Annotated in this window: 12 protein-coding genes; 9 read left to right on the top strand and 3 right to left on the bottom strand. The window is 35.6% G+C overall.

Translation table 11 applies throughout. The annotated features are described in order from the left end of the window. The first annotated feature begins 119 nt into the window (after positions 1–119). A complete protein-coding gene (locus CALKRO_RS11655; RefSeq protein ID WP_013431203.1) occupies positions 120–1,583 on the top strand; it encodes a PIG-L deacetylase family protein in 1,464 nt (487 codons plus the stop codon). A gap of 6 nt (positions 1,584–1,589) precedes the next feature. On the opposite strand, the gene CALKRO_RS11650 is transcribed toward CALKRO_RS11655, so the two are convergent. From CALKRO_RS11650 to CALKRO_RS11640, 3 genes are all read right to left on the bottom strand, one after another. Beyond that, entirely contained in the window at positions 1,590–2,006 is a 417-nt protein-coding gene (locus tag CALKRO_RS11650; RefSeq protein WP_013289631.1) for a bifunctional nuclease family protein, read from the bottom strand. Between the two features lie 72 nt (positions 2,007–2,078). After that, a complete protein-coding gene (locus CALKRO_RS11645) occupies positions 2,079–4,166 on the bottom strand; it encodes a heavy metal translocating P-type ATPase (RefSeq protein WP_013431202.1) in 2,088 nt (695 codons plus the stop codon). Between the two features lie 19 nt (positions 4,167–4,185). Next, the gene (locus tag CALKRO_RS11640; protein ID WP_013431201.1) at positions 4,186–4,563 is read right to left on the bottom strand and encodes an ArsR/SmtB family transcription factor; all 378 of its coding nucleotides are present in this window, start codon (positions 4,561–4,563) and stop codon (positions 4,186–4,188) included. 185 nt (positions 4,564–4,748) lie between these two features. Between CALKRO_RS11640 and CALKRO_RS11635 the strand changes: the two genes are divergently transcribed. The 8 genes from CALKRO_RS11635 to CALKRO_RS11600 all read left to right on the top strand — a co-directional run bounded on the left by CALKRO_RS11635 (position 4,749) and on the right by CALKRO_RS11600 (position 12,033). Then, positions 4,749–6,002, top strand: a complete 1,254-nt coding sequence (locus CALKRO_RS11635) for a glycosyltransferase (protein WP_013431200.1) — start codon at positions 4,749–4,751, stop codon at positions 6,000–6,002. A gap of 18 nt (positions 6,003–6,020) precedes the next feature. After that, positions 6,021–6,848, top strand: coding sequence for an HAD-IIA family hydrolase (locus CALKRO_RS11630; protein WP_013431199.1), 828 nt, complete (start codon positions 6,021–6,023; stop codon positions 6,846–6,848). Positions 6,849–6,853: 5 nt separating this feature from the next. Next, the gene (locus CALKRO_RS11625; RefSeq protein ID WP_013431198.1) at positions 6,854–7,486 is read left to right on the top strand and encodes an SOS response-associated peptidase; all 633 of its coding nucleotides are present in this window, start codon (positions 6,854–6,856) and stop codon (positions 7,484–7,486) included. A gap of 61 nt (positions 7,487–7,547) precedes the next feature. Continuing rightward, on the top strand, positions 7,548–8,492 hold the full coding sequence (gene murB / locus CALKRO_RS11620) for a UDP-N-acetylmuramate dehydrogenase (RefSeq protein WP_013431197.1): 945 nt from the start codon (positions 7,548–7,550) through the stop codon (positions 8,490–8,492). A gap of 14 nt (positions 8,493–8,506) precedes the next feature. Next, complete coding sequence (rapZ, locus tag CALKRO_RS11615) at positions 8,507–9,379, top strand: RNase adapter RapZ (RefSeq protein ID WP_013431196.1); 873 nt, start codon at positions 8,507–8,509, stop codon at positions 9,377–9,379. Position 9,380: 1 nt separating this feature from the next. Continuing rightward, entirely contained in the window at positions 9,381–10,703 is a 1,323-nt protein-coding gene (locus CALKRO_RS11610; protein ID WP_013431195.1) for a gluconeogenesis factor YvcK family protein, read from the top strand. 39 nt (positions 10,704–10,742) lie between these two features. Next, positions 10,743–11,720: a DNA-binding protein WhiA gene (whiA, locus tag CALKRO_RS11605; protein WP_013431194.1), complete on the top strand. Its 978-nt coding sequence runs from the start codon at positions 10,743–10,745 to the stop codon at positions 11,718–11,720. Next, positions 11,695–12,033 carry an HPr family phosphocarrier protein gene (locus tag CALKRO_RS11600; protein WP_013431193.1) on the top strand — a complete coding sequence of 113 codons (339 nt, stop codon included), beginning with the start codon at positions 11,695–11,697 and terminating at the stop codon, positions 12,031–12,033. The genes whiA and CALKRO_RS11600 overlap by 26 nt, the downstream gene beginning before the upstream one ends. Positions 12,034–12,069 lie beyond the last annotated feature (36 nt).

Below are 12,069 nucleotides of genomic sequence, written 5' to 3'. Positions count from 1 at the left end.
CAGGCAAGAGAGCTTCTGCCCGCTTGCGATTTTAGGAGTAAATTTTAATGGAAAATGACTCAAAGATAGTGTAAAATAAAAAGAGCATCTTTGCTGTAAAGGAGTATTGCGGAAAATATATGCCACCGTTTAAAGCTAAAAGTTCTGAAGGTGAAGTTTACAGAAAACCTCAGAATGAAAGAAGAATAAGATTTAAGCGAAAGTACATTTTATATGCATTTGTTATATGGATTGTTGCAAATGTTCTTGTATTTTTGGCAAGAGAATATATTTCAAACTATTTTTTTTCAGCTCAGCTTCCGCAGCTGCGGGTTGAAAATTACAAACGTATACTCATTTTTGCCCCACACTGTGATGATGAAACTTTGTCTTCTGCAGGTGTGATACAAAAAGCTCTTTTGAGTGGGAGTAAAGTTAAAGTTGTTGTTATGACAAATGGAGATGGCTTTACACGTGCTGCAGGGCAGAACTTTGGCAAGATAAGACTTACTCCTGATGACTATATAAGATTTGGTTATCTTCGACAGAATGAAACAATCCATGCGCTTGAGGACTTAGGTTTGAAAAGGGAAGATATAATTTTTTTAGGATATCCTGATAGGGGTTTGCGGTTTTTGTGGGAAAAATATTTTGATTCTAAGATAGGGTATTTTAATCCTTTAACACGCACATTCAAAAGTCCGTATTCAAACTCCTATCAGAGGTCAGTAGAATACAAGGGAATAAACGTTGTAAAAAATATTCAGAGCATAATAAAATTATTTGAACCTGATTTAATAATCTATCCATACTCACGCGACCAGCATCCTGACCACTGGGCAACATCAGCATTTGTTAAGTTTTCAATCCTGACGCTAAATTATAAGTGTGAAGAGTGGCAATATCTTGTGCACAGAGGAGACTGGCCGACTCCTTTTGGCAAACACCCTCAGATGTATCTTGTTCCGCCTTTCAAGCTTGCATTTACAGATACAAAGTGGTATCAGGTACCATTGGATGAATATATGATAGAAAGAAAATCAAATTCAATCTCAGACTACCACTCTCAGATAAAGGTCATGAGAGGATTTTTGGAAGCATTTGTTCGTCAAAATGAATTATTTGCAAAATTAGATAGCAAAGATGCAAAAAAATATGAGGGTGATAACCTGTTTTCAGAAAAGTATTTAATTAGCAAAGAGCCAACGCACGACATATGGTCAATCATTTTTGAAAAAGGTGCTGATATTGAAGCGATATTTGCGGCTCACGATAGCAAGAACATCTATATAGGTATCGAAATGGTTGGTTCTGCTAAAAAACTTATTTCGTATTATCTTCACATAAGAGCATTTGAAGATTATAAATATCTTGGCAGAATATATATTTTGGTTTCTGGAAACAAGATGAATGTAGTAAAGACTATGACAACCCCTGCTTTTTCATTTCAAAATGCAAAGATGCGCAGAAAAAAGAATCAGATTGAGATAATATTTTCCAAAAAAGATTTACAAAATCCGAACATGCTTTATTTGAGCGTGCGCACAGAATTTCTTGGTCGTCAACTTGACAGAAGCGCATGGAAGGTAGTAAAGCTCAAATAACTCTTTTTACTGAGGAATCAGCTCTTCGTACTTATAGGTGAACTCTATGAGCTTTGGAGCCATATAAATTGGGCAGTTTACTCTCAGCGCAAGCGCAATTGCATCGCTTGGTCTTGAATCTATGACAGAAATTACATTGTTGTAGTCTCTTAGATGAAGCTGTGCAAAGTATGTTCCATCCTTGATGTCAGTAATAACAGCTTTCTGGATGGAAATTGAAAACTTTTGCATAATCTCAACCATCAAATCGTGTGTCAAAGGGCGAGGAAACTTTTGTTTTTCAAGAGCAAGTGCGATTGACTGAGCTTCAAGCGGTCCTATAAAGATGGGGAGAACCATTTTGTTGTTCTTGTCACACAGCAAGACTGCAAACCCTCCCCCCTCTTCAAAAAATGCAACGTTTTTAACATACATTTCTATCATTTCAAAACACCTCTTTTTTGGCATCTATATTAAGAAAAGCAAAACCCCCTCTTAAATATTATACCTCTTTTTTTATCTTTTGAGCACTCTCAAAGAATTTAAAACTGCTAAAAGCATTGCACCGGTGTCTGCCACAACTGCTTCCCACAGATTTGCTACTCCCAGAATTCCTAAAAACATTACTGCAAATTTTATCCCCAGAGAAAGAACGATATTTTGAATAACAATCTTTCTTGTGAATCTTGAATCTTTTATCAAATCTACAATCTTATATAGCTTTTCATCAAGAAGAACAATATCTGCTGCCAATGTTGCAAGATAACTGCTGTTTTTTACAAATGAAATTCCCACATCACACACAGAGAGTACTGGCGAATCATTTGTTCCATCTCCCACATATACAACATATCCCAACTCTTTATTTTCAAGTTTTATTTTTTCGGCAATTCTTACCTTTTCTTCTGGAAGAAGCTCTGAGTAAATGCCGTCTATCGGAAGGTCTTTAACAATTTTTTCAGCCGCCTCTTTTTTGTCACCTGTCAGGATGTATATTTTTGAACCAAGACTTTTGAGGCGGTTAAAAACCTTTTTTACGTCATCTTTCAAAGAATCTTTCAAGGCAACATACCCACAGAATTTACCTTCACACGATACATAAATGTACAAAAATTCGGGTGATTTTTCAAAGCTATACTCAATTTTAACTCCATTTTCCTGCAAAAACTCCTTTGTGCCTATTAAAACCTTTTTGCCCTCAACAATTCCTTCTATTCCTCTTCCCGGATGTTCTTTGAGTTCTTGTACTGAAGAAAGAGAAATATCTTTTTGTTCAACTTGGCTTAATATAGATTTTGCTATTGGGTGATTCGAAAGACTTTCGATACTTATAAGAATTTTTAAAAACTCTTGTTGAGAAATTTCCACAGGCACTATCTTTTCAACAGAAAGAGTCCCATTTGTGATTGTTCCAGTTTTATCAAAAAGGAAACTGCCTATTTTTGATGCAAGAATATCTATATATTGAGAACCTTTTACTAATATTCCCTTCGAAGAAAGCTTTGAAATTGAAGCAAAATAGGAAAGTGGCACAGATATAACAAGACTACAAGGGCAGGAGATGATTAAAAAGATAGCAGCCCTGTAAATCCACAGCGAAAAAGGTTGGTCAAATAACAGTGGTGGCAAGATAGCTAATATTATTGCTATAATAACTACCGACGGTGTATAAACCTTTGCAAATCTTGTTATGAACTTTTCGGTTTTAGATTTGTTTACAGATGCATTTTCAACAATCTCAACTATTCTGTGAAGTGCAGAATCTTTGTAAAAACTTTGAGCTTTGACTTCCAAAAACCCGTCAACTACCACGCTGCCAGCTAAAACTTTGTCATTTGGCTGAACAGCAAAAAGTTTTGATTCTCCTGTGATAGCAGAAGTATCCAAAAATGACTTTCCAGATACTACAATTCCATCAACCGGTACTCTTTCACCCGGTTTTACCACCACTATATCGTAAGGTACAATATCTTTTGGATTTACTTTCCTGATGCTATTGCCAATTTTCAAGTTTGCATACTCTATTTCAAGGTGTTTGAGAGCCTGTATGGTTTTTCTTGACTTGTTTAGTGCAACATCCTCAAGAATTTGACCGATTTTGTAAAGAAGCATAACGGAGGCTGCTTCTGGGTATTCCTTTAATAAAATAGCTGATAGTGTTGCTACTGTCATTAAGAAATTTTCATCGAATACTTGAAATTTTCGAAGGTTTTTAAAGAAGTTTAATATAACACTTTTTCCTGAAAGAAAGTATGAGAGAATAAAAAAGATTAAGGCAAAATTTTCTCTTTTTGTAAGAACACCTATTCCAAAAAATATAGAAGAAATTACTAATGCTGAGATATCGCCTATATTTAGTATTGATTTTTCTTTTGGTGCCACAAGTACTCTTACCTCAGGTTCAATTTCGTTTACAATCTTCTTTACTGATTCAATAAATATTTCGTGGTAATTTTGATCAACCTTTGCCGAGAGTTTCTTTGTTACAAAATTTAGCGAAACATCCTCTGCAAAAGAGAGTTTTGCCACTTTTTCTTCAATTTTTTGAGCACAATTAGCACATGAAAGATTTTCCAAAATTAATTCTACATTTACTTTTGACAAATTTGTCTCATCCTTTCATCTACTGGCTTTCGCTAAGATGCGCAAGACCGAGTTCAATTATACTTTTTACATGGTCATCCGAAAGAGAATAATACACAACTTTTCCAGCCTTTCTGCTCTTCACTAACCTGAAAGCTTTTAATAGCCTTAGCTGGTGAGATATTGCCGACTGGGATGTATTTAAGACTGCTGCTAAGTCGCATACACACATCTCAGAAACCAAGAGACTGCTTAATATTTTTATGCGTGTTGAGTCTGAAAAAACCTTGAAAAACTCAGAAAGGTCGAACATAACTTCTTCATCTGGAAGACTTTCTTTTACTTTTTGCACAATATTATTGTGGATTACACTACAGCTGCACAAATCAATCTTTTTTGATACTTCTTGGTTTTTCAAATTCTTTTCACCTCAATTTTAAGATTGAACATTTGAATAATTGTTCATATGTTTATTTTAAAATAAATTTTTTTATAAGTCAAGCTTATATTTATATCTTTGATTTAAAGCTGTGTTGACTATTTCAATGCTTGAGTGATAAACTCAAAAAAGGATAAGTTTTATTAAAAGGGGAGACAAGAAAGTTGGACTTGATTCTTCTTACTATAGGCTATCCGCATCCAAAAAGGGATGTTTTTGTTGGAAATGAAATAGATATTTTGGCAAAGTTTTTCAATAAGATATATATCGTACCAATCTGGCCGGGCAGAGTACTGCCAAAGAAACTGAAAAACCTAAAAAAATACATTCAAAATCCTAAAATTGAAGTGACAGACATAGAATTTGGTTTAAAAGATATTTTACTTTTGAAGCCTAAACTTTTAAAGATTATAGTAAATGAAACATTCAAAGCCGTATTTTCTTTAAAGCCTTTTTCATACAAACTTTTAAGTTTATGGATGCTTTTTAGATGGACTTTCATTACAAACGTTACACTTACCAATTTGGAAAGATTTATAAATAAATATAATATTAATGTGCAAGACACTATCCTTTATTCATACTGGTTTCACTTTTTAGCACTATCAGTGGCACTTTGCGACAAGCCGTTTGCCCTGAAAGTCTCAAGAGCACACAGAGGAGATTTATATGAAGAGAGCTATCCTCAGCCATGCAAAAAGTTTATTCTTAAAAATATTGATAAAGTTTTTGCTTGTTCAAAAATGGGTGCTGACTATATAAACAAGAGGTATCAAACTGACAAAGCAGAAGTGTCGTACTTAGGGACTTTTAATAGATACAGTGTAAACATAGATAAGAAAAGAGATGAGATTTTCAAGATTGTCAGCTGTGCAAGGCTTGCCCCTGTGAAGAGAATTGATAAGATTGTTGATAGCCTTGAGAAGATTGACAGCGTCAAAATTTCGTGGACTCACATTGGCGATGGTGAACTTTTTGAAAAAATAAGATCATATGCTCAAGAAAAGCTGGGCAAAAAAAGCAACATTCAATTCAAATTCTTAGGTTTTATGAAAAATGATGATATTTTGAACCTGTATGCAAAAGAAAACTTTAATCTATTTGTAAACACAAGCCAGTCAGAAGGTCTTCCGGTGTCTATCATGGAAGCAATGTCATATGGAATACCTGTTGTAGCAACAGATGTTGGTGGAACTAAAGAGATTGTGAAAAATGGGAAAAATGGCTTTTTGCTTGACAAAGACTTTTCAGAGTTTGAACTTGCAAACCTTATAGAAAGATTTGCTACTATGAGTGAAGAAGATTATAAAAGGTTTTGCTATGGTGCAAGAGAAACATGGGAAGAGAATTTCAATGCTAAAAAGTGCTATGAAGATTTTGCAAAAAGGCTTTTGGCTTTGGTAGCATCAAAAAAATGAAAAAGGGGAAGCTTGTAAATGAAGAATAAAAGCATTCTAAAAAACATAGACCTTTTCCTGCTTGACTTGGACGGCACAGTATATCTTGGTGAAAGGGTATTTGAAGGTGCAAGAGAGTTTATTAAACTCTTGAAAGAAAATCAAAAAGACTTTCTATTTTTGACAAACAATTCATCAAAAAGTTCAGAAGATTACTATTTAAAGCTTTTGAACATAGGCTTTGAGATTACAAAAGAAAACGTATTTACTTCAGGTCAGGCAATGGGAATTTATATAAAGACAATCCACAAAAAAGAAAAACCACCAAGAGTATATGTTGTTGGCACAACATCTTTAAAGAGAGAGCTAAAGTCGATGGGCATCGTTGTTGTTGACAGTCCAAACTACAATATAGACTATCTTGTTGTAGGATTTGATACTACTCTTACCTACAAAAAGCTTTTAGATGCATGTGAGCTTATAAGAAGAGGAGTTCCTTTTTTGGCAACAAACCCAGACCTTGTCTGTCCTTTAGATGGTGGAAGATATATTCCAGATTGCGGGTCTATCTGCATCATGCTTGAGAATGCAACAAAGAAAAAACCTGTATTTGTTGGCAAACCTTCTTCCATAATGGTTGATATAATCTCGAACCTCAAAAAGGTTGACAAAAGCAGGATTGCGATGATAGGAGACAGGCTTTACACAGACATGAAAATGGCAAAGGATAGCGGTATGGTTGCTGCTTTAGTGCTGTCTGGTGAGACAAAGATGGAAGATGTTGAGGCTTCAACTTTGAAACCAGATTTGATATATGGTTCAATAAAGGATATGTATGAGGAGCTAAAACTGGTCTTTGGAGGCTGATTTTTATGTGCGGGAGATACTTTTTGAATCTTGATGAGAACATTGATGAGATTAAAAAAATCTTAGATGAGATTTCTCAAAAATATGAAGGAAGTCCCCTTTTACAGAAAATGAAATCGGGTGAGATATTTCCTACAGAGTTTGCTGCATCAATTGTGTCAAAGGATTTTCATAGAGAAGCTGAGATTTTAAGATGGGGATTGCCTCTTCAAAACAAGAAAGAGGTTATAATAAATGCAAGAGCTGAGTCTATCTTGGAAAAGCCTCTGTTTTCCAGCATAATATCAAACAGATGTCTGATTCCTGCTCAGGGTTTTTTTGAGTGGAAGAAAGATGGCAGCAAAAAACAAAAGTTTTTCATAAAACCTAAGGATTGCAATATCTTTTACATGGCAGGGCTTTACAAAAGAATTGAGCTTGAAGGTGGGATGACCGTTGACAGTTTTGTTATTCTTACAACAGAGCCAGCTGATGAAATAAAACATATTCACAACCGTATGCCGGTCATACTTAAAAAAGAACATGAAGATTTATGGCTTTTTGAAAAAGGTAGTGCTAAAGCTCTAAAGAGTTTATTTTCTATACTGCTCAAACCATGGGAAGATGGCATTGAGGCAGTTGAGATAAAAAATAATTAAATTTTTTGTTTAAATATAATATAATAAAACTTGAAATGGATGTTTTTAAGGTGATAGAAAAATGGAATTTGAAATGTATTTAAAAAATTCAGGTATTGAGTTTCTAAAAGACCATCCACTAAAAGAGTTCACAACATTCAAAATAGGTGGAGAAGCGAAATATATAGTATTTCCTAAAAATACTAAACAACTTATCGAAGTGTTAACTGTGGCAAAGGATAAAGCGATAAACTACATTGTTGTTGGGAACTGCTCAAATATTCTTGTTTCTGATAAAGGCTTTGATGGTGCGATAATTACTACAGTCAAAATAGACTTTTTTAAAATAGATGGAAATTTGATTGAAGCAGAATGTGGAGCAATGCTCTCTCAGGTTGCAAGAAAAGCGTGCGAAGTAGGTCTAAAAGGTTTGGAGTTTGCAGTAGGAATTCCTGGCACTGTTGGTGGTGCTGTGTACATGAACGCTGGTGCATACGATGGTGAGATAAAAGAGGTCTTTGAATGGGCAGAGGTTTTAGATGAGAACTTGAACCCAGTAGAACTTGGTAGGACAGATATGAGATTTTCTTACAGGCACAGCCGGTTAAAAGAAGAAAAAATGGTACTTCTCAGAGCAGCATTTTGCCTCAAGTTTGCCGACAGAGAAGATATATCTCCTTTGCAAAAAGCAAATGAATTTTCAAAAAGACGAAGAGAAAAACAGCCTCTTTCTTATCCAAGTGCCGGTTCTGTGTTTAAAAGACCGCCAAACAACTTTGCAGGAAAGCTCATCGAGGATGCAGGATTGAAAGGATACAGAATAGGCGGTGCGTGTATATCAGAAAAACATGCAGGGTTTATCATAAACTTAGGAGATGCTAAAGCTGAGGATGTAAGAAAGCTCATCTATCTTGCTCAGAAAACTGTGTACGAAAAATTTGGAATTTTGCTTGAACCCGAGATTCAGTTCATAGGCGAGTTTGAGACACCACTTTTTGTACCAGTGGATGGACAAAATAGAAGATAAAAAGGGTGGTTTTGTTGGAGATAGTAATAATAACTGGCATGTCAGGAGCTGGTAAGAGCTTGGCAATAAGGGCGTTTGAAGACATGGGATTTTTTTGTATAGATAACCTACCACCACAGTTTTTACCCAAGATTGCTGAACTTGCAAGTGCAACAAAAGAGAAGATTTCGAGGATTGCTGCGGTTGTAGACATTCGTGGTGGTGAACTTTTTGACGACTTCAAAGATGTTCTTCAGGAGCTGAAAAAGGATGACCGTAACTTCAAACTTCTCTTTTTAGATGCCCATGATGAGGTTCTTATAAAAAGATATAAAGAGACAAGGCGAAAACATCCTCTGAGTCATGAAGGTGATGGCAGCATTTTAGAAGCCATTCAAAAGGAGAGAGAAAAGCTTGAGGATATAAAAAGGTATGCTGACTTTGTGATTGATACATCAACGCTTTTGCCCAAGGATTTAAAAGAGAAACTCTTTGAGATTTTTGTCCAGCAAAAGTCAAAAGAGGCAATGCTAATCACTATTATGTCGTTTGGGTTCAAATACGGGCTTCCGCTTGATGCTGACCTTGTTTTTGACGTCAGATTCATCCCTAACCCGTTTTATGTGGATACTCTCAAGTACAAAACAGGCAAAGACCCTGAAGTAAAAGAATATGTTTTAAGTTGGGACGTCACAAAAGAATTCTTGCAAAAACTTTTTGACCTGATTTTATTTTTAATACCAAATTATGCAGAAGAAGGGAAGGGGCAGCTTGTAATTGCAATTGGCTGTACTGGTGGCAAGCACCGTTCTGTCACAGTGGCTGAAGAGCTTAAAAAGACTATTGAAAACCAGGGATATAAAGTTTCAATATTTCATAGAGATATAGAGAAAGATAAAAAAGGGTGACATGCCAATGATATTTGATTTCCTAAAACCAGGTATGTATATAAAAAGATGGATTTTTTTAATGTTATTCAGTATTATTTTAATCTCAGCTTCGTTAGCAAAAAGCATTGATATTTTTAATGTTTCGGTGGAACTTCGCTTTTCTTTTCGCATAGGATTATTTGTTTTAGGAATTGGAGTTTTTTTAATTTCGCTAATGGGTTTAACAAAGGGGTTTATAGGGCTTTTGAACAAAAGTTTGCCATACAGAATAAGTCAGAAAACCATATTTGATGCTATATATTCAAAAGGGTTTTTGGAAAAAGGGCCAAGGATTGTTGCAATCGGTGGTGGTACAGGACTTTCTACAATGCTCAGGGGGTTAAAAAACCTTACTGCAAACATCACAGCAGTCGTAACTGTTGCAGATGATGGAGGAGGGTCAGGAAAGCTCAGAGAAGACCTTGGTATGCTTCCACCAGGGGATATCAGAAACTGCATCTTAGCTTTGGCAAACACAGAAGAGATTATGCAAAAGCTTTTGAATTACAGGTTCAAGGAGGGAAGCCTTAAAGGTCAGAGTTTTGGCAATCTGTTTTTAGCTGCGATGACAGGAATTGCAGGCAGTTTTGAAAAAGCGGTAAAGCTTATGAGCGAGGTTTTAGCTGTTCGTGGTAAAGTTTTGCCTGTGACTCTTGACAATATTAATCTTTGTGCTGAGCTTGAAGATGGCAGAGTGGTTGTTGGCGAGTCAAAAATTCCTGAAGAGGTGAAAAATTCTAAGACCCCAATAAAAAGAGTTTTTATAACTCCATCTGATGCAAAGCCATATCCTGAAGTTCTGGATGAGATTGAAAAGGCGGATGTGATAATAATCGGACCGGGGAGCCTTTATACAAGCATTATGCCAAATCTTGTGTTCAAGGAGGTTGTTGAGAGTATAAAGAAAAGCAGAGCCAAAAAGATTTACGTTGCAAATATTATGACACAGCCTGGTGAAACTGACGGATACCTCTTGTGTGACCATATAGAAGCAATAGAGAGACATTGTGGTGGAAGGATTTTTGACATTGTTATTGTTAACAATCAGCCCATTCCTTCAGATGTGCTTGAAAGATACAGAGAAGATGGTGCACAGCCTGTTTTTGCTGACAAGAAAACTGTGGAAAAGGGATATAAGGTTATAGAAGAAGGACTTTTGAGTATTTCTAACGGCCTTATTCGTCACAACTCAGCAAAGCTTGCGAGGCTTCTTAGCAACATAGTTTTTGGTAAGGATGTTATTCATGAGTATAGGTTAGGATATCTGAGATTGAAAAATTTTAGTAAACCGTTTAGGAACTAAAGGGTTTGAAAGCATGCTTCTGTTTTGGAGGTAACTAAAATGTCTTTTTCATCAACTGCAAAAGCAGAAGTGAGCAAAAAACTTTCTCAAAATTCCTGCTGTGTGAAGGCTGCAGCTGCAGCATTTTTGAAATTCACAGGGGTCATATATGAACTTGATGGTACTTTTTCATTTAAAACTTCATTTGAGAATGCTCAGACTGCAAGGTCTTTTTTCCTTCTCATGAAAAACGGGTTTTCAAAACACTGTGAGGTAAGTATCAAGAAAAATAGTAAGCTGCAGAAAAACTATGTATATACCATCTTTCTGCCTCCAAGCAATGACAACATTGCCATATTGAAAAACCTTCATTTTGTCAGAAAAGGTGCAAAAGAGTATCATCTCAGTTTTTCGCTAAAAGAGGAGCTTGTGAGGAAAAAATGCTGCAGAAAGGCTTTTTTACAGGCAACATTTTTGTCGTGCGGTTCCATAACAAACCCTGAGAAAATGTATCATTTGGAGTTTGATGTAAAAACAAAGGATGATGCCGAGTTTTTGCAGAAGGTTTTAAAGAGTTTTGAGTTTGAGGCAAAAATTGTTGAAAGAAAGTCTCATTATGTAGTATACTTAAAAGAAGGTGATAGAATAGTTGACTTTTTAAACATAATTGGAGCACATTCTTCACTTTTAGAACTTGAGAATATTCGCATAGTAAAAGAGCTCAGAAACAATGTCAACCGTCTTGTCAATTGTGAAACAGCTAATTTAGAAAAGACTATAAATGCTTCTATGAGGCATATAGAAAATATTGAATTTATTGAAAGAACAATTGGTATTGAAAACCTTCCACAGAATCTGCAAGAGATAGCACGCCTTAGGATTAAATATAAAGATGCCTCTTTGAAAGAATTAGGTAATATGCTTGAAAAACCACTTGGCAAATCTGGTGTCAATCATAGGCTGAGGAAAATAGATAAAATTGCCGAGGAACTTAGAAAAGGAGGAGTAGTATATGCAAAGCCTTCACATGAAGATTGAAAATTCTCAGGGGATCACATCACGCGCTGCAGCCCTGCTTGTTCAGGTTGCAAGTAAGTTCAAATCCCTAATTTTAATAGAAAAAGATGAAAAAAGAGCCAACGCAAAGAGTATAATGGGTTTGATGTCGCTTATGGTGGACTATGGCGATGAAGTAACAATTATTACAGATGGCGAGGATGAGAAAGAAGCACTGGAAGCTGTTTTGAAGCTTATTCAGTCAGATTTCAGTGAGCAGGTTGCTGATGAAATCACACAACAAGAAACAAAAAAGGAAAACCAAAAAGAAAATGATGAAGATAACAATGAATAAGTATTTTGGAGGGGCTGCTTAATCTTTTTAAGCAGC

Source organism: Caldicellulosiruptor kronotskyensis 2002 (genome assembly GCF_000166775.1).
Taxonomy (GTDB): Bacteria; Bacillota; Thermoanaerobacteria; order Caldicellulosiruptorales; family Caldicellulosiruptoraceae; genus Caldicellulosiruptor; species Caldicellulosiruptor kronotskyensis.
The sequence above is the reverse complement of the archived record's forward strand: the minus strand, read 5'-3'. Positions and strand labels throughout refer to the sequence as shown.